The organism is Halomonas sp. Y3 (assembly GCF_024137965.1).
In the GTDB taxonomy this organism is placed as follows: Bacteria; Pseudomonadota; Gammaproteobacteria; order Pseudomonadales; family Halomonadaceae; genus Halomonas; species Halomonas mongoliensis.
The window spans coordinates 1-24,166 of record NZ_CP099976.1 but is presented as its reverse complement, the minus strand read 5'-3'; the positions used below and the strand labels follow the sequence as shown (position 1 = coordinate 24,166).

The window sequence follows — 24,166 nt, the reverse complement described above, 5'->3', positions numbered from 1 at the left end:
TGTGGTTACAGGATTGAGATGACGCCATCGGCCCCAATACGTTGCCATGGCAGGCCCTGAACGAGGGCGGATAACTGTTCTTCGGTCAGACATAACTGTTTGCCTCGCCAGGATTCGCCCCAGTGGAACTTGCCCCGGTTTAGACGACGGGCACACAGCCAGATGCCGAGGCCATCATGGATCAGCACCTTCATCCGGTTGCCTCGCTTGTTGGCAAACAGGTAGGCGCAATGGGGTCTGGCCGAACCGAAGACCTGAACGACTCGTGCCAGAGCTTTATCCGGTCCCGCCCGCATGTCCAGCGGTTCGGTGGCCAGCCAGATCTCATCAATGCGGATCATCCCAACAGATCCCGCAACAAGGCGGCACACTGGTGGGCCTGCTCCGCAGGCCACTCCACGACAACCGCGCCACTGGCGCGGGGAATCTCGATGCGGATGGTGCTACGCTTGTCCGAGACCGAGTGGTGGCTCCGTGCTGAAGTTGCTGCTGGCAGATTGACCGGCACGAACTCCGGCGTTGTCGCTGGTGCTTTAGGCACTCGTCGCGCCTCCTTGATCCAGCGTCGGACCATGTTGGCGTTGAGGCCATTACACAGAGCGATCCGGGAGACGGATGCGCCCGGATCTCGGCACTGGGCGACAATCCCGGCTTTGAATTCCCGGGAAAACCGGCGACGGCGTTGGCAGGGTTTGGTTACGCTTAATTCGTTCATGTTAAGTGTCCACTAGAAAATAAGTGGACACTATCCTGACGACGGCAGCGCCAGGCTCAAGATGGGATCACCGGACGCTTACCGTGCTTTTAATATCGTGCTTTCACCTGCACTATTGGGCGCACTCTGGCGGTTTGGCTAGCTCCGCAACGAGATCCGCCATCTGAGCTTTGCTGCCTTTGCCGGCACGGGCATAGAACGTCACCGCATCGGTCTCTTGGTCAAATTTTACTCGGTAGTCAGGCAGCTCATTGGCTTTGACCAACACTTTGATTGCCGCTCGGAAGTTGCGCAGCGTGTCTGAGCTGCCACTCTTCTCATAGAGGGCCTTGAGACCTACACGCCACCGTGACTGCTGGCCACAGTGCTTGCGGGCAAGCTCGTAAATCCGCCTATCTAGCGGCTTGCGTAGCCGAAAGTAGTCTCGGCTTATGGTCAACACCTGAAAAGCCTGAACTGAACGCCACAACCATTCAGGGAGACGCACCTCAACAGCGACCATCCGATCACCTGGGCCACGCTCGATGACGCGCCACGAGTCAACCAAACCAAAACCACGCCGCTCGCGGTAGCCGTCCACCTCGATGTTGGTTTCGATAGTGGTACTACGTAACCTCGAAAGCGCGTCTCCCATGCGCTGGTAGGCTCGCCCACTGGTGTCGCGGTTGGTTGTCACGAGAAAATCATAGGCCGTAAAGCGTACAACCGGCCCCACATCCTCGCGGCCTCTGTTCATCGCCTCTACAAGTTGGCTGATGCAGTAGATCCACACGTCCTTATCATGAATCGTTGCACAGCCAGCTTGACCTGGCATCACAGTTACAGTGATGCCATTGCGCGCGTAGGTACGCCTTCGTGTATCGCCCGACTTCAAAGCGAACAACGGATGCTCCATGCTCCCGAGGTCGTCCTTGGGGCTCGCCTCCAGCATGTCTGCAATGAAGAAATCGTGCTGGACATGACGCTCGGGAGCCAGTGTGGAGCGGGTGCGTTTCGAGCCCTTGCCAGGGGCTGGAAAGAGACGTGCGGTAGCTTCTGCCCAGGTTTCCCCAGCTCTGGCGTTGTCCTCGATGAATTTCTGGCGATCCTCGCTCATGCCCTGCCCCCGATCACTCTTTGATGAGGCCATGCTCAACAGCACGGTAAATTGCCATATTGATGATCGCGGCACGGGACTGGCCTAGTTCTGCGGCTAGCTCGTCTACCCTCTCCAACAGTGAGGGTGTGATCGTAAGGCTGATCTGTCGCTTATTGCCTTTTTTCACCCCCTTCGGCTTGGTCTCCGAGTCCGGTGCACCAGAGATGAAAGACTCCGCTGTCTGTGAGGGCTTTGCCTTCGGCTTTGTAATAGCCATAAACACTACCTTTTATATAAAAAGAATATCATTTTAATATTAAAAAAGGGCTTTAACAAGTGCATCCAACTCAGCTACTGCCTTCCTGTCTACCGGCTTAATTTCTTGCACGGACAGCCCCGCTCCTGTCGCGTTGGCAAACGCTTTACGCCTCCGTATCGGCGTTGCCAAATACTCGAACTGTGGTATCTCGGCAACCGCCTCTGCTGCTTCAGCATTGTCCATTGAGTTACTGCCGGGATCAGCGAGGTTCAGTACAGCGACAGACCGTAATCCATCTCTGACGCTACGAGCTTCATCTACCAAAGACGCCATATCCTCTAACGCCCACACGTCATATGAGCGAGGGGCGAAGGGCACCAACAACACATCACTCAACACCAAAGCAGCTCGTAGAGCCGTGGAATCACGACCACCTGCATCAATGATGACATCATCGAATTTGGCCACCTGCTGCTGTACCTGGCTTCGCAGAGTCGGGCCATCCGGATATGTTGCACAAGCAATACCCGGGCTGACCCCACTCTCTGCACGAATGCTGATAGCGGTCTGTGCTGTGCCTTGCCGATCGCCATCGATCAGCCAAACGTCGCGCCCAGATAAGGCTCGGGAAATCGCCAGGCTCACGGCAAGAGTAGTCTTACCAACCCCTCCCTTCGTGTTGCCTACAGTGATGATCATAAAGCACCTTTTTTAATATTAAAAGCATATCAAATATACGTCCTATCAAGCCGCTTTGTCAATTCTTTGCTGTGCCAGAGCATCATGCCCAAGGGCTGGGTCTCTGTAGGTCTTCAGGAATAGATAGGGGTAGAGGTGACGCTAAGCTGCCTATCCGCCCCCTATAGTTCTTCGCGCCCCACAGCCGGCGCCTCTAGCCAGGCTCGTAGCCCTTCCAACTCGGGAGCGTGGGGGTCGCATTGGGCCAGTAGCTGCTCGAGCTGGGGGTGGTTCACGGCCTTGGCCAGCCCTTCGCGCTCCAGGGAGGCATTCAGCGTCACCCGGCTGACCCCGAAGTGCTTGGCCACTTCGGTCTTGGTGATCTCTGGGTCGGCCAGCATCGCCGCCGCCTTGCGCACGTCTGCGGCCGACATGACCGGACGGCGCCCTCCCTTGCGGCCGCGGGCTCTGGCCGCCGCCAGGCCGGCCAGGGTCCGTTCCCGGATCAGGCTGTGCTCGAACTCCGCCAGGGCGCCGAAGATGTGGAACACCAGCTTGCCACCGGCACTGGTGGTATCGATCGCCTCGGTGAGCGACCGGAAGCCCACACCGCGCTCGTTCAGCTCGTGAATCAGCTCCACCAGGTCCCTGAGCGAGCGAGCCAGTCGATCGAGCTTCCACACCACCAAGGTGTCGCCGTCGCGTAGGGTGCGCAGGCAGGCCTGCAGCTCGGGACGCTCTCGCTTGGTGCCGGTGACACGTTCCTCGAAGACCTGCTCACAGCCAGCCTCCTCGAGGGCGTCACGCTGCAGCTGGGGGTTCTGGTCCTGGGTGCTGACGCGGGCGTAGCCGATGATCATGCGCCACCTCCCAGCGTGGCCGTGTCATCCTCGAGGCCCAATGCCTCCCAGTCCTCGACGTCCACCGGCTCTAACGGCGTACGGTACTCACGCACCGAGGCCCTTAAGCGCTCCAGAGAACCGTTATCGGCAGCCCTGATCGCCTGTTCCTCACTTGCTTCTTTCATCGTGCCCCCTTGTCACCAACCAACTCTCAGCCGCGCCCTCAACGGGTGCGGATCAGGTATGAACTCCATGCTCGATCCGGCCTATTAGGTCCAGCACCTGCTGAGGGTCTGCCCGCATCACATCGACGGGGCGCTTCCCTCCAAGCCCCATGACCTCTTGATGCAACCAACGCTCCGCCGCGGTGCGATCCCCTTCAAACAACCCGATAGCCGCCCGCCAGACGGCGCCGGCATGGCGCCCTTCTGGGTCAATGGTTTTGGGCATTGGCAGCCACTCATGCGGCGTATCGCTTCGCTTGGTCATCACCGCCTCCACTGATCAATGGAAAACACTCGTTTTCTTCACATAGATATGTTTACGGCATTTCTTTACGCAAAACCACCGAAAAACGCCGCCCTGGAGACCAGGGCGGCGCATGTAAAGAAAACGACCATATTCTTAGCGCTCTTGGCGATTGCCCACGCGGATACTCTGACATTGGTTGTCAGTGGTCGATATACAACAGGATGGGGGTGATAGAGGTCAGCAACCCCTACATATAGTAGATAGGGTTGATGCTTGCCCCGAGTGGTGGCATCATCTCTTGTGGGATTAGTTTTTCGAACAGAAAAACGAAACCAACCACCTCGGCAAAGGTGGTTAGCAAGATAGGCAGTATCGGTAAACGCGTGTGTTAGCAGTGTGCAGCTGCCTCACGCTGCCTAGTTTGACCTGCCCTTAGGGGCGCGCATTATAAAGCACCTAAAGGAGGGCGTCTAGGTCTTCTCGAAATGCTGCGCACCACCCCTCTACGTGGAGGTGCAGCCATGAAAAGCAAGACTGTGCGCGTCATCGCATATCTTCGCTTTCGTCTCGGCCGCTGGGAGTACGTGGTAAGTCACTACCGCAGTCTCCCTAGCCGATAAACCCACTAGCCAGAGGCCCTTCGGGGCCTCTTTTTTGTGAGTCCTTCTCAACATACAACCTGGGTGCGGGGGAGTAAATACGGTAGTTGATGGGTGGTTATGGAGCGTTATGGGTACTTTACCCCCATCAACGTATGCACTGACACACGGCTAACCACCTCTCCACAGGCTACAGGAGGCTCTACAGCGCCCAATATGGGATATCCCATGTCTGAGGGTAGGCAGCAGCGTTCGCAGGCTTCCTGGGCCACTTCTGAGAACGAAGAAAAATTGTAGCTTTTTGTAAAAAACACCCAGAACTAGCCAAAACCTGGGTGTTCCTCGGCAGTACCAGCCGATTTGCGTAAATTAGCCCGTTGCGTACCAGGTGTCAGTCGTCTCCTCAAGCTCCGCCCGTCCCACGGCGGCGAGCGACAGCAGCCCCTCCTCGACGGACTTCCGCGGCTTGCGCTTGAACAGCTCGGCCAGACTCTCGACGGTGTGGGGGCGCTCGGCCAGGGCTTCGCGCAGCACCTTGAGCTGTTCGGGATGCGACTTGGGGAATGTCGTCTTGCCCTTGGCTGCCGGCGCGGCAGCCAAGGGCGCCTTGGCCTGCTCGGTGGCCAGCTCGGCACCGATCTGGGTGGCATCCGGTGCCTGGTAATCCGGTCGTAGCCAGCGAACCTTGCCCTGGGCCTCCTCCGCAGCACGCTGCTTGTTGAGTGCCACCAGCCGCATCAGTAGTTCTTCTTCGGCCTCGGCCTGGTCGGCGGGCTTATCCGGCAACGGTGTGGTCGCTCCAGGGCGACCTATCAGCTTTTCAGCGAGGTTTTGCCAGCCATAGGCCTCGAAAACGGCACGGTCCAGCTGATCGTGATCCTCGAGGAGCGTGCTGACCAGACCTTGCTGGTTGATGGCCTTCTCCTTGTCGGTCAGCTCCTCACCAGCCCGCAGCTTCTCCATCACGTTGTACATACCAGTCAACGTCAGCGAAGAGTGGGCTGCCTGCTGCCGTTTACGGTGGGCGTCGATACGCTCAGCAAGGGCTCCGACCTGGGTGGCCTGTTCGTCGTTGAGCGCAGGGAATGGAAAGGTCTCGAAACAACGGGTCTTGTTGTAGCGTGGATCATTTCCCATGCCCAGGCGCCCGCCAGCCGCAAGCGCCCAGGACACATGCACTCGACTAGAGAGCACGCCCAGCATCGCTGGATCCTCAACGGCGATATTGACCAGCATGTTATCCGGCAGGATCTCCTCACCCAAGAAGGTGAACAGCCGATGCTTGGTGGTCTCCACCGTGGCGATGTAGCGTTTCAGTCCAGCCAGCATTCCTCGAAGGTCTCCGCGTAGCCGCCTATGCAGCCACCACTTCTCTCTGAGCTTGGGGTCTCGATTGTGCTCCCTCTCAGGCTTCACACGCTCACGCACCCATTGATAGACCGCTGGAAAAGATTCGCGCACCTCCTCAGCCTCCCGGCCAAATAGGTCGATTACCTTCACCCCTCGGGGCTTCTGGGTCAGATCCCGGCCGTTGCGATAGTCTCGGATCACCCGCTCCAGCCCTTCCACCTCACCCAGCCCCAAGACTGCGGCTTCCTCCGGTGTCACGATGAAGCCAGAATTCCCAAGCTCAAAGCCTCGTTGGCTGATGCCCTCATTCGCCTGCAGAGACTCGGCACTGGCTACGTCTGCTCCGATAGTCAGGTCAGCAAACACCTTGCCGCTACGCTGGTTCAACTGCACTTCGCGGGCTTCACGGTCTTCACTAGAGACCTCCTTGGTCACCTGACGCAGCTGCCCCGGCTGCTCGCCGGCCACGCCTACCGTCATGGCGATGCGCACGGCCGCCCCATCGTTGCCATCCACCCAGGGGTGGTCGGGCACCGCGAAGGCCAGCGAGAGCGGATTCTTGGCATCGCCCAGGTGGGGCTCCAGGACGCGGCGGTTGAAGGTCTGGCGCAGACTGTTGGTGGTGATGAAACCGAAGCGCTGGGCCTGGCCATGGCACACCGTCTCGGCGGCGATGTGCCACCAGTACATCACGAAGTCGGCAGAGTCCGGCACCACGCCCTTGAACACCTGACGCACGGCATCGACATAGCCATCCCCCAGAGAGCGACGCATGGTCGAACCGCCGATGAACGGCGGGTTGCCCACGATATAGTCAGTCTCCGGCCACTCGGTCCGCCGCGGGTTGTGGTAGCGGTAGACAGTGGCCCGTCCGGTCTCGTCGGGGATCAATTCGCCGGTGGTGGGGCTCACCTTCATGGTGATGCCGTCCCAGATGGTCACTGGATCGCCGTTCTCGTCCAGCTCCGGCTCGCGGCTGTCGTATTCGATCAGCGCATCCCGGCATTCGATGTTCTTGAAGTCGCGCAGGATCGGCTCGGGTAGGTCGAGACGGTCGTTCAGGCGGTAGTGCCATTGCAGGTAGCCGATCCACAGCACCAGTTCGGCGATGGCCGCGGCCCGTGGGTTGATCTCCATGCCCAGGAACTGGTGCGGGTCGACGGTCAGGCCCTCGGTCTCGAGCATGCCTTGGCCCTGGCTCTGCTCGGCGATGAAGGCCAGCACCTCCCCCTCCAGGCGCTTCATGTGCTCCAGGGCGACGTAGAGGAAGTTGGCGGAACCACAGGCCGGGTCGAGCACCCGTGTCTGGCACAGGCGGTAGTGGAAGGCCTGCGCCTCTTGGAGTGCCTTGTCCGGCTTACCCTGGCGCAGCAGGGTCTCGGCCGCGGCACGCACGTCGCCCCACTGCTCGCGCAGCGGCTCGATCAGGGTCGGCATCACCAGACGCTCGACGTAGGCCCGCGGCGTGTAGTGGGCGCCCAGCTTGTGACGCTCCCGCGGGTCCAAGGCGCGTTCCAGCAACGTCCCGAAAATCGCCGGCTCCACGAACCGCCAATCGGCCTTGGCGGCATCGATCAGCAGCTGGACCTGCTCGACGGTCAGGGGGATGGGGTCGATGCCCTTGAACAGACCACCGTTGAAGCGCTTGATGGTCTGCATCAGGCGCTCGCTGTAGCCACCGGTGTTCATGGTCTCCCACAGCGCCTTCACGGCGTGGGGGAAGGCCTCGGGGTTGCGGTCCTTGATGTCGACCAACAGGTCATGGAAGGAGCCCTTGGGCAGCAGCTCCACATCCTCGGCAAACATGGTGAACAGGCAGCGCTTGAGGAAGTTGGCGACCCGCTCCACCTCGAAGCCGCTCTGCTCCAGGGACTTGGCCAGCTGCGCGAGGGTGGCGCTCACCTGCTTGGTGACCCGCGCCGCGTGCTTGCTGGGGTCCAGGCTGTGCGGGTCGAGCCACAGCCGGCGCAGGCGATCCTGCACCTCGGGCCGGTGCAGGTCGTCCAAGCGGATTTCATGGTGCCGCGGGTCGGGGTAGGCGACGTAGTTGCCGCCGGTGCGCGAGAACTCCGCGAACAGGTAGATGGCGTTGCCCACGTCGACCACCACCACGAAGGGCGGCCGGCCGTGCTCGACCTCCTCCAGGGGCAGGCCGCGCACGTAGCGCTCAGCCTGGCTCACCGCCGCATTGATGGCGTTCTGGTGGCTTTGGGTGGCCAGCGTCTTGCCAGTCTGCTTGCCCTCGAGCACGAAGCAATCACGCTTGTAGAGGTCGATGTAGCGCTTCTCGGTGGTGGAGTCGGCCCGCTGTGGGGCGATGAAGCGCTCAAAGACGTAGGCGTTGTGGTCGTTCTCGGCCTTGCCCGGGTCGGGCAGCGGCAGCTGCAGCAGCTCGCACAGCTCGCGCATGAACGACTGGAAGTTGGACTTCTCGCTGCCGTCATTGCCCTTCCAGCGGGCAACGAACTCAGTAACAGCGGCGGTATCGGCGATCGGCTTGGCGACGGCATCCATGCGTGGGGCTCCCTGGTACGGCGTGTTTTCGTTTTTCCTCATGGTATCACTGAGACCATCAGGGCTCGCCCTGCAACATCCCCTCTGGTCGCCGAGCCACGCCCATCGGCCATGACACGCGACAGCAGGGTCGCTATAATGTAGCTACAACGTAGCCACATTGAAGAGAGAGAGCCATGAGTGCTGATACCGTGGTGAGAGCCCGCATCGACAGCGAGACCAAAGAGCGTGCCACCGCCGCCCTGGAGGCCATGGGGCTGTCCGTGTCTGATGCCATTCGCTTGCTGATGCTGCGCATTGCAGACGAGAAGCGCCTGCCGTTTGCGGTGCAAGTGCCGAACGCCACCACCACCAAGGCTATGGCCGAGCTGGACGCCGGCAAGGGGAAGCGGTTCGACAACGCCGATGAGCTGTTTCAGGACCTGGGGATCTGATGCTGACCCCGGTCCGAACAAGCCAGTTCAAACGAGACGTGAAGCGGGTCCAGAAGCGCGGCAAGGACATGACCAAGCTGCGGACCCTGCTTGGGCTGCTAATTGAGCAGGCCCCTTTACCCGAGGCCTACCAGGACCACCCCTTGAGAGGGAACTGGAACGGCTATCGGGATGCGCATATTGAGCCCGACTGGCTACTTCTGTATCGCATCGTGGATGATGAACTGCACCTGTCCCGAACGGGCAGTCATGCCGACTTGTTCCGTGAATGAAGAACCGCGCCGGGTCTCGGAACGCCTCGTCACAGCAGGGAGCCGTGGTTTAGCCCCGTCCGCGAATTCGGTACGCAGTGCGTACCGAATTCGCTAGGAGGGCTCTGCAAGGCAGTGTTATGCCGAGAGCTCATGCTCGATGGCGGTGGCCACGAACTGATTGAGGCTCTGCCCCTTGGCCATGGCGGCATCGACGGCGCTCTTGTGCAGTTCCTCAGACAGGCGCACCTGGAGCGAGCCGGAATAGGACTTGGTGGGCTCGATACCACGCTCCTGGCACTCCTCGAGGAAGACGCGCAGCGACCCTCGGCCTTCCTCACGCAGCCTGGCCACGCTGTCGGCGTAGAAGTCGGCACCACCGTTCAGCCCGGTGAACTCACCGCGGAACACCTCGAGATCCGGATCGTACTGGATGACGGCGCGATAGCCGTCGATGACCATGATGTTATTCACGGTGTCTCTCCGTTCTCTCCCAACCACTTGCGGATGCTGCCCGCCGCGCCCGCAAAATCAAGATTATGGTTTGGGTTTCATCCCTGTACCCGGGATGGCAGTGGGCCAAACTTCAATGCATCGAGATCAGCACCGTCCTGGCGTGAGGATCTCGCGCTATCTGCGTCCGATGACCACTGGAGGAACCATGACCACCGAGAACGCCCCGGAGCAGCAGCACACTGGATTGGAGCCCGCGGAGTTCTGGGAACGCTATCGCGCGTCCCAAAGACCGGAGCTGGAAGTGCTAGGGCAGGCCGGCGGCTTCTGGTCGCTGATCCTCCACTCACCAGACGGCAGCACTGCAGTGATGACGGCCGCTGGAAGCAGGGCACCGAGGGCATGGGTGTCGGCTGACGCGCTTGCGGCGTACATCCTGGATTCGGTGCAGACCGAGGCAGTGCAGATCCGCTGGAACGTGTGCCAGCGGGACAGCTGACTAGCTGTAAACCACCATCAGTGCAACGCTCGTTCGCCCGAAAATCACGATTACGGCCCATATCGCTCGTTAGAGGCCATATCTAGGCCATCACTTGCTACTGCTCATCCAGTACGCTGCCCCAGCCACGACTAACGACTGGGGCAAAAGCGCACCCATGATAACCTAGGCGGGTTACTTGCAGGTGCCCTTATAGATATATGCCCCACTAGCATCCTCAGGCTCATCGACGGTATACCCATCAGCACAGATCCCCTGAGTGCCAACCCAGCTCCCTATCAGTTGGTCATGCACTTCGCGCCTTTCTTCTTCGCTATAGGTGGAGTAGACCATCTTTGAAACCACAAATTGGAAAGATGTCTCACCGTCAGGGGAACGCATGGTGCTTCCTGTGCCCTGGTGCAGGGCCATAGAAGCGCTAGGTGAAACCATGGTCATGGCACCTGGGGTGCACCCAGAAACGATAACAGCAAATCCAGCAGTAGCAGCAACCCGAGAAAATTTAGAAAGCATGATCAAAAACCCAAGGTATCAAGGAAGCAAGATCATGCATAGAAAACTAATGGAATGGAAGAAACGAGGGGAAAGTCAAGATTACGCGACGAAGCGCGATAGCAGCTGACCGAGGCCCGCAACCGCATGACCACCCTCGAGGAGCAGCGCGACGAGTACCGCGAGCGCCTGGCCGCCATGGAAAAGCAGCTCCAGGACGCCCAGCAACGCGCCCAGGAGGCCGAAAAAGGTCGGACCAAGGCCGAACTCTAGCGGCTCGTATGGAGGCTCTAGAGGCCGGGGAAAACAACAGCCAACGTCAGCGGCGTGCCGAGGAACAGCCCGGGTTGCCGTTCGACGAGTCCAAGTAACACCCGAGGAGGAGGCGAAAACGCCCCCTAGAGGGGCCTCAAAAGGCCGAAATTCAAGATTATGGCGCTTCTCTTGCGCTTTTTTGGCACATCTCAGGCGCTTTCCTGGCACCTCCAGACCGGCATGACATGACCACCGCCAGGGGCCCTATCATGCCGCAGCGACACTCTGCATCATGCCGCAGCGACACTCTGCATCATGCCGCAGCGACACTCTGCGTCGCATTAGCCCTACCCACCATGACGCCATCAGCACGCTCGCTACCGACAGCGCAGCACCACTCTTACTCGCTCGGCCCCTGGCCCTCTGGCACCTTCTCCGGCACATACTCCACCAGCTCTTCCACCTGGCAGTTGAAGTAGGCACAGAGCCGGCTCAGATTCTCGGTACTGGTGTTGTAGCCCCGCTGATTGATCATCTTAGACAGCGTCATCCGGTGGATACCCGCCGCACTGGCCACCTCACCGATGGTGATGCGCCGGTCCTCGGCAAATTCCTTCTTAGCCATCAACTCTTTGATTTTGAAGCGGATCATTCATTACCCCCACAGAACCATGCATCGAATGATACATAGAATCGACAAAAAGGGCTTGCCAAAACCAAGTTATGCCCCATAATGTCGATTATGAGCTTCATGTGAAGCTCATAATCGACACAAAGAGAGGGCATCACCATGCTGAACCTTCCCCAGGGCTCCCCCATTCACGCCGAAATCGAACGCCAGCACCGGCAGCACATCATTCGACGGCTCGCCCGCGCTGTGGCACAGGATCTGCAGCTGCGCCTGGAGGAACCCACCCTAGTTTTGGCCCCTCGCCTCGGCCAGCCAATCACACTGGGCAACCGCGACGCCCTGCAACAGTGGGTCACGGACACGCTGGTCGAGCTCGACCTGCCGATGGACAGCGACGCCCTGGAGCCGCTCTGCGAGCAATTGAACCGGATCCTGAGCGAGGTACACTGAAATGACGGAACAGACACCGCAGCCGGCACATCAGGGCACCTACCTCATCATTCACTGCTGGAAGCGCTATGAGGCGGAAAAAGCAGGCTGGTACCGGATCTTCGGAGCCGGGGGCCTCTGGAACACGTACCTCGAAGACAGACGATTCAGCCCAAGTGGTGACCGTCCTCCCTACGTCGGCCAGCTGCTGACCCAGGTCAGGCTATGGCCTCGGCAGGAAGAGCGGGCGATCACGCGCCGAATCGTCAACATCGTGTCATTCTCAGTACTCGAACCGGTACATCCGGGCATTCGACATGACGACCTTTACCCTAGTTGATTATCCAAGTCCCGGTCCTGCAGGCCCGTCCCCTGTCCCTGGGTGGACGGGCGGCTCGGTAGACAGAGACGAGCTATAACTGCTCCACATCGACTGAGACTGCGCCGCCTTTTCGCGTTCACGATCCTCCCACTCCCGCCTTTTCTGACGGGCCATCCAGGCCTCATAGGCCGTAGTCACCTGCGCAATTGTGTCTTCAAACCGTCCAGCAGCGTCGTGAGCGCGTCGACGCGCCCTGTCAGACGCTCGATCAGCTCGGCGTTCTGGCGATCGCTGTGTTCCAGCTCCCGACGCAATGCCCGGGTCTCGGCTTGCTGCTCGCTCAGCGCCGTCTGCAATCTCGCGAGCTCGGTTAATAGCCCACTGGCCAGCGACTCGGAATCGCGCTGCTGCTGCTCGAGCTGCGTTAAGAGCCGCGCTTCCAGCTCCGTCATCATCATTTACTCCGTCAGTTGCACTACCGGGTGATCGCCCCAAATGCCTATCCACCCCGCTCCGCGCTCCTGGATATCCGGGCTCACCCGGAGCCCCACCAGATAGGTCTGGTCGTTGATTTCTAGGATCTCGACGCCCTCGGGGAGCAGTCTCTGCGCCTGTTTGAGCTTCTCGTTTACGCTGTCCAGACGCTCCTTGCGGCTCTCGATCAGCCAGTCGGTCAGGTGCAGGCCGCTCGCTGTCACTCCGGCCACGGCCAGCATTATGGCGACGGTGATCGCCATCGACCGCGCCCAACTCCGAATCCCGCCCACCCGGGACAAACGCTCCGCCTGTGTCGCCGCAGCCGCGAGTTTCTGCTCGATGCCCTCGACCTGCTGCCGCTGTCGCGCCTCCGACTCGCTCAGTACCTGCTCCCAGCCAGAGATCCGCCGTGTCTGCTGCCGCTCGATCTGGCCCAGTGCCTCGGACAGCGCCGACCTCAGACGCTGGGTCTCGTCGTTGATAGCGGTCTCGGTGGTACTCAGCGCGTCGCTGAACTGCTGACGCCAATCGCTTTCGTGCTCGCTGCGCAGCTGCTGCATCAACTCGTCCAGACTGTGCAGCAACCGCTCGTTCAGCAGCGCCTGCCGCCGTTCCACCGGGGAAACGCTCGAGCTCACGCTGCTCCCACCATTCGATGCTCCAGTCGTCATGGAATAATGCTCCTCGCAGTCTGATGGTCTTTTTCATGCCGTGCGGCCGCACGCTCACATAGTCCCGCCCCGTGCGCGTGATCTCGCCCAGCTCGGCCAGCTCCCGGCGAATATCGTCAGCGGTGGTGATCAAGCCGCCGTCGACCAGGGCCTCGATATGCCCGGCCAGCTCCAGGCGGCTCCAGAGGTGTTGGCCGCGTTGTTGGGTCTCGTAGCCCGGCTGGACGGGGCGCGCTCGGTTCGGGTCATCGGGCCGCGCCCAGCCCTGGGCGTGGTTCCAGGTGTCTCGTAGCGGGTCGAATAGTCGCTCATGCCCTGGCGGGGCAATGTTCAATGCCCGCCCGGTGGTCAACTCGATACGGGCGGTCAGCGTGTGGATGTGCGGTGTGCCGTCGGCGGCGCGGTGCAAAACCGCGCAGGTGGCGTACTGGTCGGGCTCCAGGCCCGCGAATGCAGCCGACTCCCACTCCTCGATGACTTGGGCGATCTCGGCGGGAGAGGGGTTGTCCTCGGGTGCCCACGCGATGACGCCGGATGTATAGCGCCACTGGTGCGGACTGGCATCTGCCACCTGGGCGACCAGGTGTGGATCGCCGCGCAGCACCGTGACCTCAGCCCGCCGGTCACCGTTGTGGTCACGCTCCTGAAGCAGGTAGCGCACCGCGCCGGCGGTGCTGCCCTGGCCATGGCGCAAAAATTTGATATGCACGCTAACTCTCCTCGCCGAGGTCGTCGGGACCGTACCGGGGCAGTTCGGCGAGTCGGTGCAGCTCGCGCTGGATGGCGGCCAGCTCGGCGAGCAGCCGTAGATGGTCGCTGAGCGACAGACCAATGGAGTTCAGCACGCGAGCGATCTGATTCAGATTGCTACCGATGGCGGCCAGCTGTCGGAGCAGCTCGGGATCGGCGGTCAGGGTGCGGAGGCGTCGCTGTCGCCTAGGTTTCGCAGCCGGCACGGCATGACCACCATCGACGCGGCGGCGCACCCAATCACTCAGCGTGACCTCTGCCGCATCAGCCTGACGTCGCCAGGCAGTGGCCGTGTCGGCGGGCAGCCGCAGCGTCACTCGCTGGGTCAATGCCGTGGGTCGCCGGGAACGACGCTCAGCCATGGGTCACCCCCGTGGTAGCAGTTGGGGGGTCGAGGGGGCACAGCCCCCCGCCAGCCCCTGGCAGACAGAGACCGCGGAGCGAGTCGAGTGTCTGACAGGGTAGGCTGGCTCCCGAGTTAAAACGGCTAGCGTTGCTGGTATGAGTCTGCAATGGAAACTCCCTAGTAGAGTGGTCGGGGCTTCCTCTCTATAAGGGGCATGCGAGCAGCCAGGTCGAAACAGGGACTACAGGGACTGAGGATGAGAACGCCACCACACCAACATCAGCCAGGCTCAGCAGCGGATCTCATCCTCGACAGAGTCGAGCCCTGGGCCGGCTCACGAGAGGCTGCCGAGGCCTGGTACAGGGCATACCACATCGCGGCACTCGGGGGGCTAACCGCAGAGCACCTGGTCGCCGATGGCCGCGCCGCTGAAGTACTTCGCTACCTGGAGCATATCCGCGAGGGTGGTTTCTCCTGATCCGCCCAGGTAGACCACGACGAAGCATCGCGAGGCGGTAAGAGCAGCCGCTGCGACTAGCGACGCGCCTAACGCTTCGGAGGGTAAAGCCCGCCATGCGTACTAGTCGCAGGGCAGTCGCTTAGGAACTAGCGGCCCGTGTGGAAGCCCTGGAGGCGGAGGAAAACAACAGGCAGCGTCAGAGACGTGCAGAGGAACAACGGTGACTACCGTTCAGCGAGTCGGACTAACCGTAGGGAGGGGGGGCGTAACGCCCCCTGTAACCCCCAGCGGTCCCGCTGGAGGACGGTTGGCAGGCACCTAGGGGCACGGACCAGAGATCCGTTTCGCCAACGGTGCCGTCTGTACCGTGACAAGGCCCCTCCAGTCGCTGTCTTTCTGTTGACCAGAAAGGCCACACCCCTCGCGGGCTATTATCTGATATGGCTTCAAGTGTCACAGTGTCCCGGCTTTTTTCCACCGGTAGTACGTCCGCCTAGAAATGCCCAGAGCGGTCCAGGGCTGGCTCTCGGCCTCAGACCCTACTCGACGCACCTCCCCAGACCGTACACCGCCCTTGCGGCCTTGAGCGGCCTGCCAGGCGCTAAATGCAGCCGGGCTGAAGTGCCGGTGGGTATACCGAGCCACGCTTTTAGCCGAGGCCCGCACCTCACTTTCGGGGAGTGGCGTCTCGAAGTCGTTGTAGGCTCGTGCGCGTGCCAGCACCGCTTCGTGCCAGCGGTCGTAATCCGGCCAGCCCTGGCGGATCGCCTTGTAGGCCCAGCAACGCAGGCGGTCGAATAGGTTGCAGTTCCGGCCTAGCCCATAGTCCGGCAGCCGCTTACGGCGATCTCCGTAGGCGCTCAGGTCAAGCCAGCTATCCAGGTCGCCCAGTTCGTAGAGCCGGGGTTCCCATTCGGTGACACGCCAGTGCGGATGCAGCGGATTCTTGCAAATCAGGCCGGCATAGCCCTCATCGGCGGCCAGCAAGGTCATCAGCGCGCAATCCACAGCAGCGGCATAACGCAGCGGGCCAGATTTCGCGTCTGGTGCCGTTCTGACGCTGACCTGTAAACCGTAAATCAAATGTGCATGGCCGTTTTCGGGGCTCTGGACCACGATCGTCGGCGGGGGTGCGCTGCGGTCGCTCCAGTCTAGAGCGGCGCCGCTGCGGTCTACATCGTAGACCAGCCAATAGCGGTGCGTCGGGCCGTTGGGCTGGATGTACCGCGCACGTAGAGCCCTCTGTACATCGCGGATGCGTAGGCCCGTATCGAGATCATCGGTGTGGTAGGGCTTGCGAGGAAGCCTATGCCGAAACAGGTCTAGGGTTGTGCCTGGCTGCACTTGGCAGGCAGGGTCGGGGTGGGCCATAATTCCCTCACACGTTATGTGGCGCCCTCATCCCGATCATCCGCCAAGAGTCCCGGGGTGAGGGCGTTCTATTAAGCCCCCTATCTTGGGGGCTTCGTCGTTTTTATACGCGCGTGCTTCAACCCCGTCAAACATGTTAGTGACGCAAGCCATTGAATTAAAAGAAATTGTATCACAACATATCCACCTACTATCCCCCAGAAATTCCGTGTGGTCATATGGCGTTTCAGCAACCGATTTAGGCCATAGGCATCCTGCCTCTCAGCTCTTTCACCAGACCAACGGGGTGGGCTGGATCCCCGTGGACCAAGCCTCAGCGAGTAGAGGAGAACATTCATGACCGCCTTCAGCTGGATGATCGTCGCCTTCGCCCTGTTCATGGCCAGCGTGAGCCTGTTTGCCTACGTGCAGATCAAGCGTCACGCCCACCAGAACCGCCAGCGGCGCCTGGCCCGCGAGCGTGATGTCATCGTGCAGCAGTACCAGCAGACGCCCTGATCCCGGCCCGAGTCCCCTCACCAGGCAAGCCGCCCGACACTCGCCCCCCGCTACGGCGGGGTTTTTCGTGCCTGGCCGCCCGAAAACCGCGGCGGCGCCGGGATATTTCATAGCGCAGTGATATTTTGTATTGTATTTTGTACCGTATAACATATAATATGAAATACGAATTACGATACAGCCGCGGAGAGTACGATATGGCACGCACCGGGATCACCTACGAGCAGGTCGCCACCGTCGCCGACGCCCTGGTGGGGCAGGGCGAGAAACCCAGCATCCAGCGCATCCGCGAGCAGCTAGGCACCGGCAGTCCCAACACCATCCACCGCCACCTCAAGGCCTGGCGGGCCACCCAGGCGCCGGCCGAACGCCGCGCCGCCCGCCTGCCTGACGAGTTGGCCGCCGCCCTGGCCGAGGAGATCGAGCGGCAGGCCGCCGCCGCCCGCGCCGAAGCCGAGGAGAGCGCCCTGGAGGCCCAGCACACCGCCGATGAGCTGTCGGCCACCGGCGAGCAGTTGGAGGAGCAGGTCGAAGCCCTGAGTGACCAGGTCGAGGCCTTGGAGAGCGAGCGCGACCGGGTCACCGGCGAGCGCGACGAGGCGCGCAGCGCCGTGGCCGAGTTCCGCGAGCGGGTGAAGGAGCTGGAGGCACAGCGCGACGAGGCTCGTCAGCAGCTGGCCGAGGCCCGCAACCGGGTGACCACCCTCGAGGAGCAGCGCAACGAGGAGCGCCAGGCCCGTATCGAGGCACAGCGTGAGGCCAAGCAAGCTGATCAGGCCCGCATCGAGGCCGAGCGCGCCCTGGCGGTGGCCGAGACTCGCACCGAGGCCGCCCAGCAGCAGGCCGAGGAACGTGCCAAGACACTCCAGGAGGAGCGGCAGGCTCGCCAGCAGGACGCCCAGGTGCATCGGCAGGCCTTGGTCGAACAACGCGAGGAATACCGTGAACGCCTGACAGCCGTAGAGAAACAGGCTCAGGAAGCTCGCCAAACGGCTCAGGAGGCGGTTCAGGGACGTACCAAGGCAGAGACCCGCGCCGAGGCCCTGGCAGCTCGCCTGGAGGCGCTGGAAAGCCAAGGTAGGCAACGTGACGAAGATCAGGGCTCACTGCCCCTGTCCTGATCGGGAGCCCCGGCACTGGCCGGGGACTGCCCCCCTCACTGCTAAACAACGGGCGCGAAGCGCCCAACGTTCCCGCAGGGCATTGGGGTGGCGGTCACCGTGGCTGGATTCTTTAGCGGCCAGGCTGCCCGCTGGGCAGCGCAGGCGCGAAGCGCCTCGAAGCTGCCCAACTGCTGCGCCTTTGGCGCACCCTCATCAGGCCCGCGCAGCGGGGGCGGAGGGAGCGAAAGCGACCGGAGGGTAGGCGAGCGCGTAGCGCTCACGCGCATCAGCGCGCCTTTTCTGTTCCTTTTCCCCTTTTCCTTTTAGGGTCTACCAAGACATTGATAGGGAAGGGTTTATCGTCCGAAAAAGGGACAAAAAGGTGGTCTGGAGAGGACAAAAAGGTGGTCTGAAGGGGACAAAAAGGTGGTTGAAAGGGGGACAAAAAGGTGGTTACCTGTGACAACAAAAAAGATGTCACACAAACAAAGGGAAAGGTTATGCAGGACGCTCTAGTCTACAAGGCGAACGCTTTGGTCGAAGCCTCCTACCGTCTCAGCCTATATGAGCAACGCATCATCCTTGCTTGTATCTCCCAGGTGCGTAGAGATGAGCCACTAACAGATCAACAACTCTACATCGTCAGCGCCCGGCAGATTGCTGAGATGACTGGAGTCAGTGTCAAACGCGCCTACCAGCACCTCAAGACAGCCTCTGAGCGACTGTTTGACCGCCGTGTCACCCTTCATGAAGCACCCAACGGCCAAGGCGGGGCCAAGATCAGGCTGACTCGCTGGGTCCAAGAAGTCGTCTATCAAGAGGCTCAAGGGACCGTAGCAGTAAGGTTCAGTCAACCAATGGTGCCCTATCTCTCTCAGCTAACCGAACAGTTCACTCGCTACGCGCTGGAAGACGTAGCCAAGATGACCAGTGCCCATGCCATTCGACTCTACGAGCTACTGGCTCAGTGGCGCAGCTCGGGGGAACGTGAAGTGGAGCTGGAGTGGCTACGCGAAGCTCTCCAGCTTGAAGAGCGGTATGGCAATATCCGCGACCTCAAGCGGCGCGTCATAGAGCCCGCCATTGAGCAGATCAACGAGCATTCACCTATCTGGGTGAAGTGGAGTCAGCGAAAGACCGGGCGACGTGTCAGCCATTTCGTCTTCACGTTCGGAGAGAAGACCGACAAGAAGGCGTCAGGTATCACTGACAAGCGGCGTAAGCCCAAACGTACAGCATCCGCGGACCAGGGCAGCCAAGGCGTACTGTTCGGCATTCCCCGCCATCTCATCGAGCAGCAGGCGCGCCCCGGTGAGAGCTATGAGGATGCAGCACTACGTCTCCTCCAGAAGAAGAAGCGTGATCAGGCAGTGGAGGCTGAACAAGCCTGACCCAACAGCAGCGGGTTCCTCCCCCGCTGCTACCGGTACACCTTGCTACGGTGGCCAATCCGCACGACGAGAACACGGATCTCGTCATCCTCGATGCTGGCGATGAGGCGGTAGTTGCCTACCCGGTAGCGCCACAGCTCGCTGAGCTGGCCCGTCAGCGGCTTGCCCAGCTGCCGGGGGTCCTCCAGCGGCTGGAGGCGACCGCGCAGATAGTCCCGAATGCGCTTGGCGTCGGCATGACCGATCTTCTTGAGCTGCTTGACCGCCTCGTCGGTGAGTTCAATCCGCCAGGCCAAGCTCACGCTCCACGTCGTCCAGGCTGTGGGTCGTCATCTCGCCGCGGCGGACCTGCTCCAGAGTCTTCTCGGCCAGGTAGATATCCTCGAGGTCATCCAGGTGCTCGAGGATCGCCTCGCGGGCGTAATAACTCTTGGTGCGGCCGGTGGCCTTGGCCAGGGCCTCCAGGCGTTCCTCGATCTCAGTGGGCAGGCGTAGGGCGAGCATCGAACTCTCCTCCGGCAGGGTGGGCGCTATACAAGTATATCATTCAGCCAGGGCGGCGCCACGGATCTTTGCGACACCACCTGAGCGTGGATCGACCTCCTTCCTGCTAAACCCAGGCGCGAAGCGCCCTGTTCCCGCACGAGGCTGGGGTTCGGCCCAGCGAGGCTTGGCACTTTAGCGGTCAGGCTGCGCCGTCCAGGGCGCGCAGCCGCGAAGCGGCTCGAGAGCGCCCGTCAGCCGCGCCTTTGGCGCGTCATCGTTCAGGCCCGCGAAGCGGGGGCGGAGCGAGGAACGAGCGGAGGGTAGGCGAGCGCGTAGCGCGTTAAAGATCTTTTAGATCTTAGTTAAAGACGCGCGCGCGTTACGGTTCTGGAAAAAACTTATAAAACAATGATTTAGACTGCATCTCTGCAGGTAAAGGCACGAAGTGGGTGCAGGTAAAAGCACGTGCCTGTCCACAGGCCTGGCGCAGGTAAAAGCACGTGGCTATTCACAGCCTGGTGCAGGTAAAAGCACGTGCCTATTCACAGCCTGTGACTGCAGGTGAAAGCACGTGCCTATTCACGTCCATAGTGCAGGTGAAAGCACGTGCTTTGTAACCGTCCGGTGATTCCACCTTGAGCCAAATCGCCTGCCGACCAAAAGGCTCGAAGCTTACCACCCGGTCGATTCCGGTCAGATCCAGAAACGCCTCGTCGATGGAGTAGACATCCACTCTCGATGCCAGAGCTTCCAGGGTCGTCATCACCCGCCGGCTTATATCGCCATTTGTGTGGAATAGAGAATCAATTGGAACGGGGGCTTTGCTCGCCCCCCCTTGAACTTCTCATACCCAACCTGTTTGGCTATAGCTACTGAGGAGATCGCGGTGGCCCACCAAATCTTCCGGTCATCCTGTTCAATTACACCGCTAGCCGTACCCAGGAGGTGCCGCAGCGCCTCCTGGAGGCAGAAAGGCGTCGAGCGTATAGGTTGCTGGGCATGCGCGGCGCAAGTTCATCAGAAAACTCAATCCAAGGGCAAGATCGGCCGAGCGGAGATGGCACTGACTCTTATCAACAAGCTCTACGGCATCGAGCGCGACATGGAAGAGGCGGGCGATGCCCAGCGATACCAGACGCGCCAGTCGCAAAGCCAGGCTTTCCTGGAGCAACTGAAAGCTAGGCTGGACAAAACCCCTCCCCAGGTCACGTCGTCAAAGTGCCTTGGGCAAGCAATCAATTGCCTTGCGAGCAACTGGTTAAAGCTGATCCGCTACATCGAAAGGGGGACACCTGCCCATCGACAACAACCCTGCCGAGCGGGCGAGCCACCTTCTCATGTACATATGACCAAAGCGTCGCCCGTCTCCTCCCGTTATGTCATGCCTACCCACGACGGAGTATTGACGGTCTCTGTGCGCCAGAGCATAGTTTTCCCGAAGGGCGCTTAGGTACATATCTTCATGTGCTGTCCAGGCGCAGTTGCGTTTAGAGTACGTGTCCAATCAGTTTTAAATGGGTGTGAACATGAGAGCAGAAACTGAATCGCGGATTTTTTCGGTGGATGAATATGTTCGTCCGTCTAACGGCGAACCGATTCGTTCGGTTGTTCTGGAAACCAATGACTCTGTCGTCGTTGTTTGGCACGCCCACCCTGGGCAGGAAATAGCTTCCCATGTACATCCTCACGGCCAAGATACTTGGACGGTTATCTCAGGTGAAGCCGAATATCATCAAGGTAACGGCATAGTCACTCATCTTAAAGCTGGAGATATTGCGATCGCAAAACCTGGGCAGGTACATGGTGCAATGAACTCTGGCCCCGAACCTTTTATATTTGTTTCAGTGGTTGCGCCGGGCAATGCCGGTTTTGCGTTGGCTGAGAAATAGGCGAAAGGCCTGAGAGGAAACTGATGAATACACGATTATTTACGTTCGCTGGTGGAGAAACGGGTGTTTGGCGCGTTGTTCGGATGGATGCCGTGGCGGGAGCCCCTCTCCCTGGAATCCCCCGGCTCGACGTAGCCGCTGGCTCTGTTTCGCCGCAGCCTTTGGGCACCAAATGGCTTCTTCGCGGGATAACGAGTAACGAGCGTTATGTCGTGCGTGAAGAGAAGGATCGTCTCGTGGCGAAGCAGCCAAGTTTGGGTCGAGCAGAGGCCACCTGTGCCGCCCTGATCCCTATCCGGAAAAACCCCTCATGGTGGGGACTGGCTCAAGACGAACGCCGGAAGATTTTTGAGGAGCAGTCCCGTCACATTCACATTGGGCTCCAATATCTCCCTGCTGTGGCCCGTCGTCTCCACCATTGTCGGGACCTGGGCGAGAGCGAACCCTTCGACTTCTTGACGTGGTTCGAATATTCCCCGTCTGATGAGCCGGGCTTTAACAGGCTTTTGGCCGAACTCCGGGCCTCGGTGGAGTGGAAGTATGTCGACAGAGAAATCGACATCCGGCTAGTGCATGAGCCGGCCTAGTATCAGGTTTAACTGCGATCTCCGTGCGGCATACACCTGCGACACCCGCAGCCCAGCAAAGCCCGGAAAATCTAGTGTGTCTAATAACTTAGGAGTAACACGACACGTATGCCTAGCGAGCCACCAGTCGCTTGGGAAATTTTCTACTTATGGCCTCCTCTTTCTCTCATCGATCTCCCAGGGCATATCCTGCCGTCTAGAGTTGGCACCTTGTCCAGCTTTCGAAGAAGGCTCTCCATACACGTCCGGCCTACACCTTGTTAGGTATGGCCGGTTTCCAGTTGTGGGGCAATAGCTCGTCGATGGCGTTGTTCTTCTGTGTCGGCAGGCGAGTCAGCACATCCTTCAGGTAGGCATAGGGATCATGCCGATTCAGCTTCGCTGACTGTATTAGGGTCATGACCGCAGCCGCACGTTGACCACTGCGCAGTGAACCCGCAAACAGCCAATTGCTGCGCCCCAGCGCCCAGGGTCGGATCTGGTTTTCCACCCAGTTGTTGTCGATGGGCACAGCGCCATCGTCCAGGTAGCGCGTCAGCGCTTCCCAACGTTTGAGGCTGTAATCCAGGGCTTTGGCCGTGCCGGAGCCATCCGGCACTTTCTGGCGATGGGCCAGCATCCACTGATGCAGCGCATCGGCAAGGGGTTTGGCTTTGGTTTGCCGGATTTCCCGCCGCATATCCGGTGGCAGATCTTTGGTTTCCCGCTCGATCTCGTAGAGTCCACCGATGTATTCCAAGGCCTTGGCCGCCAATTCGCTCTTGTTGGCCTCGTGCAGGTCATAGAACTTGCGCCGGGCGTGGGCCATACAGCCGATTTCGGTAATGCCGTTGCCGAACCCGGCCTTGTAGCCAGCGTAATCATCACAGACCAGCTTGCCCCGCCAGTCACCCAGGAAGGTTCGGGCGTGTTCGCCTGCACGGCTGGGTGCGAAGTCGTAAATAGCTGCCTTCAGGTCGGCAAACGGTGTGGTGCAGTAGGCCCAGACGTAGGCCTTGTGGGTTTTCTTCTTGCCCGGGGCCAGCATGCTGACCGGGGTTTCATCGGCATGCAGAACACTGTGTTCCAGCAGAGTATTTCTCAACGCATCCACCAGCGGCTGCAACTGCACACCACAGGCACCCACCCATTCGGCCAGGGTGGAGCGCGGGATTTCCAGGCCGGCACGGCCGAACATGCGTTCCTGACGGTACAGCGGCAGATGGTCGGCATACTTGGCCACCAGCACCTGGGCCAGCAGGCCAGCGGTGGGGATGCCTTTGTCGATCACCTGCGGTGGCACCGGTGCCTGGATCAACGTCTCGCAGCTGTCGCAGGCCCATTTGCCCCGGATGTGACGTTCAACGGTGAACTCACCCGGGACATAATCCAGCTTCTCGCTGACGTCTTCGCCAATGCGCTTGAGCTGGCAGCCACACTGGCATTGAGTATTTTCTGGCTCGTGGTGGATCAGGGTGCGGGGCAGTTCCGGTGGCAGCGGTGTGCGTTTGGGTTGCTGCTTTGGCCGAGCGGCTTTCTGCTCCTCGGTCATCGCCTGTTCCAGTTCGACCTCGATGGAGGCCAGGTCGCTGTCGATCAGTTCGTCCAGCAGTTTTCCCTGAACCGCGTCCAGCTGCTCGCTACGCCGGGCGTACTTATGGCGCTTGAGAATGGCCACTTCGTGGGTCAGCTTCTCGATGACCGCATCACGGTGCACCAGAGCCCGCTCTTTGTTATCAACACGATCAAACAGTTCCGTAGCGAGAGCACGGAGCTGACCGGCAGAGAGTTGGTTGATGTCGGGGCGCTGAGTCATGCCCCTTAGTATGCCAAGCCCTTGTACTGCAAGCGATTCGCAGTTCTGGCTATGGCGGTATTGCTCAGCT

At 60.4% G+C, this 24,166-nt stretch carries 30 protein-coding genes and 2 pseudogenes; 13 read left to right on the top strand and 19 right to left on the bottom strand.

Annotated features, from left to right (window positions below; genetic code table 11):
* Positions 1 to 5 precede the first annotated feature (5 nt).
* From tnpB to NHL60_RS19500, 9 genes are all read right to left on the bottom strand, one after another.
* The gene (tnpB, locus tag NHL60_RS19540; protein ID WP_008175580.1) at positions 6 to 341 is read right to left on the bottom strand and encodes an IS66 family insertion sequence element accessory protein TnpB; all 336 of its coding nucleotides are present in this window, start codon (positions 339 to 341) and stop codon (positions 6 to 8) included.
* Complete coding sequence (locus tag NHL60_RS19535; protein WP_008175582.1) at positions 338 to 715, bottom strand: transposase; 378 nt, start codon at positions 713 to 715, stop codon at positions 338 to 340. Before NHL60_RS19535 ends, tnpB begins: the two co-directional genes overlap by 4 nt.
* A gap of 112 nt (positions 716 to 827) precedes the next feature.
* On the bottom strand, positions 828 to 1,811 hold the full coding sequence (locus tag NHL60_RS19530) for a replication initiator protein A (RefSeq protein WP_253452427.1): 984 nt from the start codon (positions 1,809 to 1,811) through the stop codon (positions 828 to 830).
* Positions 1,812 to 1,824: 13 nt separating this feature from the next.
* On the bottom strand, positions 1,825 to 2,070 hold the full coding sequence (locus tag NHL60_RS19525) for a ribbon-helix-helix domain-containing protein (RefSeq protein WP_045995259.1): 246 nt from the start codon (positions 2,068 to 2,070) through the stop codon (positions 1,825 to 1,827).
* Positions 2,071 to 2,109: 39 nt separating this feature from the next.
* Complete coding sequence (locus tag NHL60_RS19520; RefSeq protein WP_045995260.1) at positions 2,110 to 2,751, bottom strand: AAA family ATPase; 642 nt, start codon at positions 2,749 to 2,751, stop codon at positions 2,110 to 2,112.
* 161 nt (positions 2,752 to 2,912) lie between these two features.
* Positions 2,913 to 3,590 (bottom strand): recombinase family protein, encoded by a 678-nt coding sequence (locus tag NHL60_RS19515; RefSeq protein ID WP_045995261.1) that lies wholly within the window; start codon positions 3,588 to 3,590, stop codon positions 2,913 to 2,915.
* Positions 3,587 to 3,757, bottom strand: coding sequence for a hypothetical protein (locus NHL60_RS19510; RefSeq protein ID WP_253452424.1), 171 nt, complete (start codon positions 3,755 to 3,757; stop codon positions 3,587 to 3,589). The genes NHL60_RS19515 and NHL60_RS19510 overlap by 4 nt, the downstream gene beginning before the upstream one ends.
* A 52-nt stretch (positions 3,758 to 3,809) precedes the next feature.
* On the bottom strand, positions 3,810 to 4,061 hold the full coding sequence (locus NHL60_RS19505) for an antitoxin Xre/MbcA/ParS toxin-binding domain-containing protein (RefSeq protein WP_253452421.1): 252 nt from the start codon (positions 4,059 to 4,061) through the stop codon (positions 3,810 to 3,812).
* A gap of 950 nt (positions 4,062 to 5,011) precedes the next feature.
* Positions 5,012 to 8,506: a DNA methyltransferase gene (locus tag NHL60_RS19500; protein ID WP_253452418.1), complete on the bottom strand. Its 3,495-nt coding sequence runs from the start codon at positions 8,504 to 8,506 to the stop codon at positions 5,012 to 5,014.
* A gap of 176 nt (positions 8,507 to 8,682) precedes the next feature.
* On the opposite strand from NHL60_RS19500, the gene NHL60_RS19495 reads away from it, so the two are divergent.
* The gene (locus tag NHL60_RS19495) at positions 8,683 to 8,940 is read left to right on the top strand and encodes a type II toxin-antitoxin system RelB/DinJ family antitoxin (RefSeq protein ID WP_253452415.1); all 258 of its coding nucleotides are present in this window, start codon (positions 8,683 to 8,685) and stop codon (positions 8,938 to 8,940) included.
* Positions 8,940 to 9,212, top strand: coding sequence for a type II toxin-antitoxin system YafQ family toxin (locus tag NHL60_RS19490; protein ID WP_253452412.1), 273 nt, complete (start codon positions 8,940 to 8,942; stop codon positions 9,210 to 9,212). Before NHL60_RS19495 ends, NHL60_RS19490 begins: the two co-directional genes overlap by 1 nt.
* 117 nt (positions 9,213 to 9,329) lie before the next feature.
* On the opposite strand, the gene NHL60_RS19485 is transcribed toward NHL60_RS19490, so the two are convergent.
* Positions 9,330 to 9,665, bottom strand: coding sequence for a type II toxin-antitoxin system HicB family antitoxin (locus NHL60_RS19485; protein WP_253452409.1), 336 nt, complete (start codon positions 9,663 to 9,665; stop codon positions 9,330 to 9,332).
* A 187-nt stretch (positions 9,666 to 9,852) separates the two neighbouring features.
* Between NHL60_RS19485 and NHL60_RS19480 the strand changes: the two genes are divergently transcribed.
* From NHL60_RS19480 to NHL60_RS19470, 3 genes are all read left to right on the top strand, one after another.
* Positions 9,853 to 10,143, top strand: coding sequence for a hypothetical protein (locus NHL60_RS19480; RefSeq protein WP_253452406.1), 291 nt, complete (start codon positions 9,853 to 9,855; stop codon positions 10,141 to 10,143).
* A 379-nt stretch (positions 10,144 to 10,522) separates the two neighbouring features.
* A complete protein-coding gene (locus NHL60_RS19475) occupies positions 10,523 to 10,765 on the top strand; it encodes a hypothetical protein (protein WP_253452403.1) in 243 nt (80 codons plus the stop codon).
* A 17-nt stretch (positions 10,766 to 10,782) separates the two neighbouring features.
* On the top strand, positions 10,783 to 10,908 hold the full coding sequence (locus tag NHL60_RS19470; RefSeq protein WP_253452401.1) for a carbohydrate porin: 126 nt from the start codon (positions 10,783 to 10,785) through the stop codon (positions 10,906 to 10,908).
* Positions 10,909 to 11,290: 382 nt separating this feature from the next.
* On the opposite strand, the gene NHL60_RS19465 is transcribed toward NHL60_RS19470, so the two are convergent.
* Positions 11,291 to 11,515 carry a helix-turn-helix domain-containing protein gene (locus NHL60_RS19465; RefSeq protein WP_367399362.1) on the bottom strand — a complete coding sequence of 75 codons (225 nt, stop codon included), beginning with the start codon at positions 11,513 to 11,515 and terminating at the stop codon, positions 11,291 to 11,293.
* A 165-nt stretch (positions 11,516 to 11,680) separates the two neighbouring features.
* Here NHL60_RS19465 and NHL60_RS19460 point away from each other — a divergent pair, with 165 nt between their 5' ends.
* Both NHL60_RS19460 and NHL60_RS19455 read left to right on the top strand, forming a co-directional pair.
* A complete protein-coding gene (locus tag NHL60_RS19460; RefSeq protein WP_253452395.1) occupies positions 11,681 to 11,971 on the top strand; it encodes a hypothetical protein in 291 nt (96 codons plus the stop codon).
* A 1-nt stretch (position 11,972) separates the two neighbouring features.
* Positions 11,973 to 12,290 (top strand): hypothetical protein, encoded by a 318-nt coding sequence (locus tag NHL60_RS19455; RefSeq protein WP_253452459.1) that lies wholly within the window; start codon positions 11,973 to 11,975, stop codon positions 12,288 to 12,290.
* A gap of 176 nt (positions 12,291 to 12,466) precedes the next feature.
* On the opposite strand, the gene NHL60_RS19450 is transcribed toward NHL60_RS19455, so the two are convergent.
* From NHL60_RS19450 to NHL60_RS19435, 4 genes are all read right to left on the bottom strand, one after another.
* Entirely contained in the window at positions 12,467 to 12,727 is a 261-nt protein-coding gene (locus NHL60_RS19450) for a hypothetical protein (RefSeq protein WP_253452456.1), read from the bottom strand.
* A 3-nt stretch (positions 12,728 to 12,730) separates the two neighbouring features.
* Positions 12,731 to 13,420 (bottom strand): hypothetical protein, encoded by a 690-nt coding sequence (locus tag NHL60_RS19445; protein WP_253452451.1) that lies wholly within the window; start codon positions 13,418 to 13,420, stop codon positions 12,731 to 12,733.
* 710 nt (positions 13,421 to 14,130) lie between these two features.
* A complete protein-coding gene (locus NHL60_RS19440) occupies positions 14,131 to 14,532 on the bottom strand; it encodes a MobC family plasmid mobilization relaxosome protein (protein WP_253452449.1) in 402 nt (133 codons plus the stop codon).
* An 897-nt stretch (positions 14,533 to 15,429) separates the two neighbouring features.
* A complete protein-coding gene (locus NHL60_RS19435; RefSeq protein WP_253452446.1) occupies positions 15,430 to 16,347 on the bottom strand; it encodes a replication initiation protein in 918 nt (305 codons plus the stop codon).
* Positions 16,348 to 16,683: 336 nt separating this feature from the next.
* Here NHL60_RS19435 and NHL60_RS19430 point away from each other — a divergent pair, with 336 nt between their 5' ends.
* The 3 genes from NHL60_RS19430 to NHL60_RS19420 all read left to right on the top strand — a co-directional run bounded on the left by NHL60_RS19430 (position 16,684) and on the right by NHL60_RS19420 (position 19,339).
* On the top strand, positions 16,684 to 16,845 hold the full coding sequence (locus NHL60_RS19430; protein ID WP_253452443.1) for a hypothetical protein: 162 nt from the start codon (positions 16,684 to 16,686) through the stop codon (positions 16,843 to 16,845).
* 197 nt (positions 16,846 to 17,042) lie between these two features.
* On the top strand, positions 17,043 to 17,966 hold the full coding sequence (locus tag NHL60_RS19425) for a DNA-binding protein (RefSeq protein ID WP_253452440.1): 924 nt from the start codon (positions 17,043 to 17,045) through the stop codon (positions 17,964 to 17,966).
* Positions 17,967 to 18,448: 482 nt separating this feature from the next.
* The gene (locus NHL60_RS19420) at positions 18,449 to 19,339 is read left to right on the top strand and encodes a replication initiation protein (RefSeq protein ID WP_253452437.1); all 891 of its coding nucleotides are present in this window, start codon (positions 18,449 to 18,451) and stop codon (positions 19,337 to 19,339) included.
* Positions 19,340 to 19,368: 29 nt separating this feature from the next.
* Here NHL60_RS19420 and NHL60_RS19415 read toward each other — a convergent pair whose 3' ends face one another.
* The 3 genes and pseudogenes from NHL60_RS19415 to NHL60_RS19645 form a co-directional block, all read right to left on the bottom strand.
* Positions 19,369 to 19,635 (bottom strand): type II toxin-antitoxin system RelE/ParE family toxin, encoded by a 267-nt coding sequence (locus NHL60_RS19415; protein ID WP_253452434.1) that lies wholly within the window; start codon positions 19,633 to 19,635, stop codon positions 19,369 to 19,371.
* Positions 19,619 to 19,843: a DUF6290 family protein gene (locus tag NHL60_RS19410; protein WP_095623473.1), complete on the bottom strand. Its 225-nt coding sequence runs from the start codon at positions 19,841 to 19,843 to the stop codon at positions 19,619 to 19,621. The genes NHL60_RS19415 and NHL60_RS19410 overlap by 17 nt, the downstream gene beginning before the upstream one ends.
* A gap of 631 nt (positions 19,844 to 20,474) precedes the next feature.
* Positions 20,475 to 20,606, bottom strand: a pseudogene (locus NHL60_RS19645) (DNA polymerase V subunit UmuC); the annotation flags it as partial.
* Between the two features lie 107 nt (positions 20,607 to 20,713).
* On the opposite strand from NHL60_RS19645, the pseudogene NHL60_RS19400 reads away from it, so the two are divergent.
* From NHL60_RS19400 to NHL60_RS19390, 3 genes and pseudogenes are all read left to right on the top strand, one after another.
* Positions 20,714 to 21,150: pseudogene (locus NHL60_RS19400) on the top strand (transposase); the annotation flags it as partial.
* 189 nt (positions 21,151 to 21,339) lie between these two features.
* A complete protein-coding gene (locus tag NHL60_RS19395) occupies positions 21,340 to 21,714 on the top strand; it encodes a cupin domain-containing protein (protein ID WP_001348195.1) in 375 nt (124 codons plus the stop codon).
* 23 nt (positions 21,715 to 21,737) lie between these two features.
* Positions 21,738 to 22,301 carry a chlorite dismutase family protein gene (locus tag NHL60_RS19390; protein WP_001097412.1) on the top strand — a complete coding sequence of 188 codons (564 nt, stop codon included), beginning with the start codon at positions 21,738 to 21,740 and terminating at the stop codon, positions 22,299 to 22,301.
* A 250-nt stretch (positions 22,302 to 22,551) separates the two neighbouring features.
* On the opposite strand, the gene NHL60_RS19385 is transcribed toward NHL60_RS19390, so the two are convergent.
* Complete coding sequence (locus tag NHL60_RS19385) at positions 22,552 to 24,096, bottom strand: IS66 family transposase (RefSeq protein ID WP_008175578.1); 1,545 nt, start codon at positions 24,094 to 24,096, stop codon at positions 22,552 to 22,554.
* Between the last annotated feature and the right edge of the window lie 70 nt (positions 24,097 to 24,166).

Excerpts from the sequence above, each read along its gene's own strand:
- NHL60_RS19515 (WP_045995261.1), bottom strand. The coding sequence starts at position 3,590 with ATGATCATCGGCTACGCCCGCGTCAGCACCCAGGACCAGAACCCCCAG.
- NHL60_RS19495 (WP_253452415.1), top strand. The coding sequence starts at position 8,683 with ATGAGTGCTGATACCGTGGTGAGAGCCCGCATCGACAGCGAGACCAAA.
- NHL60_RS19390 (WP_001097412.1), top strand. The coding sequence starts at position 21,738 with ATGAATACACGATTATTTACGTTCGCTGGTGGAGAAACGGGTGTTTGG.
- NHL60_RS19520 (WP_045995260.1), bottom strand. The coding sequence starts at position 2,751 with ATGATCATCACTGTAGGCAACACGAAGGGAGGGGTTGGTAAGACTACT.
- NHL60_RS19435 (WP_253452446.1), bottom strand. The coding sequence starts at position 16,347 with ATGGCCCACCCCGACCCTGCCTGCCAAGTGCAGCCAGGCACAACCCTA.
- NHL60_RS19465 (WP_367399362.1), bottom strand. The coding sequence starts at position 11,515 with ATGGCTAAGAAGGAATTTGCCGAGGACCGGCGCATCACCATCGGTGAG.
- NHL60_RS19525 (WP_045995259.1), bottom strand. The coding sequence starts at position 2,070 with ATGGCTATTACAAAGCCGAAGGCAAAGCCCTCACAGACAGCGGAGTCT.
- NHL60_RS19500 (WP_253452418.1), bottom strand. The coding sequence starts at position 8,506 with ATGGATGCCGTCGCCAAGCCGATCGCCGATACCGCCGCTGTTACTGAG.
- NHL60_RS19475 (WP_253452403.1), top strand. The coding sequence starts at position 10,523 with ATGGTGCTTCCTGTGCCCTGGTGCAGGGCCATAGAAGCGCTAGGTGAA.
- NHL60_RS19430 (WP_253452443.1), top strand. The coding sequence starts at position 16,684 with ATGACCGCCTTCAGCTGGATGATCGTCGCCTTCGCCCTGTTCATGGCC.
- NHL60_RS19420 (WP_253452437.1), top strand. The coding sequence starts at position 18,449 with ATGCAGGACGCTCTAGTCTACAAGGCGAACGCTTTGGTCGAAGCCTCC.
- NHL60_RS19395 (WP_001348195.1), top strand. The coding sequence starts at position 21,340 with ATGGGTGTGAACATGAGAGCAGAAACTGAATCGCGGATTTTTTCGGTG.
- NHL60_RS19385 (WP_008175578.1), bottom strand. The coding sequence starts at position 24,096 with ATGACTCAGCGCCCCGACATCAACCAACTCTCTGCCGGTCAGCTCCGT.
- NHL60_RS19480 (WP_253452406.1), top strand. The coding sequence starts at position 9,853 with ATGACCACCGAGAACGCCCCGGAGCAGCAGCACACTGGATTGGAGCCC.
- NHL60_RS19460 (WP_253452395.1), top strand. The coding sequence starts at position 11,681 with ATGCTGAACCTTCCCCAGGGCTCCCCCATTCACGCCGAAATCGAACGC.
- NHL60_RS19425 (WP_253452440.1), top strand. The coding sequence starts at position 17,043 with ATGGCACGCACCGGGATCACCTACGAGCAGGTCGCCACCGTCGCCGAC.
- NHL60_RS19410 (WP_095623473.1), bottom strand. The coding sequence starts at position 19,843 with ATGCTCGCCCTACGCCTGCCCACTGAGATCGAGGAACGCCTGGAGGCC.
- NHL60_RS19470 (WP_253452401.1), top strand. The coding sequence starts at position 10,783 with ATGACCACCCTCGAGGAGCAGCGCGACGAGTACCGCGAGCGCCTGGCC.
- NHL60_RS19535 (WP_008175582.1), bottom strand. The coding sequence starts at position 715 with ATGAACGAATTAAGCGTAACCAAACCCTGCCAACGCCGTCGCCGGTTT.
- NHL60_RS19510 (WP_253452424.1), bottom strand. The coding sequence starts at position 3,757 with ATGAAAGAAGCAAGTGAGGAACAGGCGATCAGGGCTGCCGATAACGGT.
- NHL60_RS19530 (WP_253452427.1), bottom strand. The coding sequence starts at position 1,811 with ATGAGCGAGGATCGCCAGAAATTCATCGAGGACAACGCCAGAGCTGGG.
- NHL60_RS19440 (WP_253452449.1), bottom strand. The coding sequence starts at position 14,532 with ATGGCTGAGCGTCGTTCCCGGCGACCCACGGCATTGACCCAGCGAGTG.
- NHL60_RS19490 (WP_253452412.1), top strand. The coding sequence starts at position 8,940 with ATGCTGACCCCGGTCCGAACAAGCCAGTTCAAACGAGACGTGAAGCGG.
- NHL60_RS19505 (WP_253452421.1), bottom strand. The coding sequence starts at position 4,061 with ATGACCAAGCGAAGCGATACGCCGCATGAGTGGCTGCCAATGCCCAAA.
- NHL60_RS19445 (WP_253452451.1), bottom strand. The coding sequence starts at position 13,420 with ATGACGACTGGAGCATCGAATGGTGGGAGCAGCGTGAGCTCGAGCGTT.
- NHL60_RS19455 (WP_253452459.1), top strand. The coding sequence starts at position 11,973 with ATGACGGAACAGACACCGCAGCCGGCACATCAGGGCACCTACCTCATC.
- tnpB (WP_008175580.1), bottom strand. The coding sequence starts at position 341 with ATGATCCGCATTGATGAGATCTGGCTGGCCACCGAACCGCTGGACATG.
- NHL60_RS19450 (WP_253452456.1), bottom strand. The coding sequence starts at position 12,727 with ATGATGACGGAGCTGGAAGCGCGGCTCTTAACGCAGCTCGAGCAGCAG.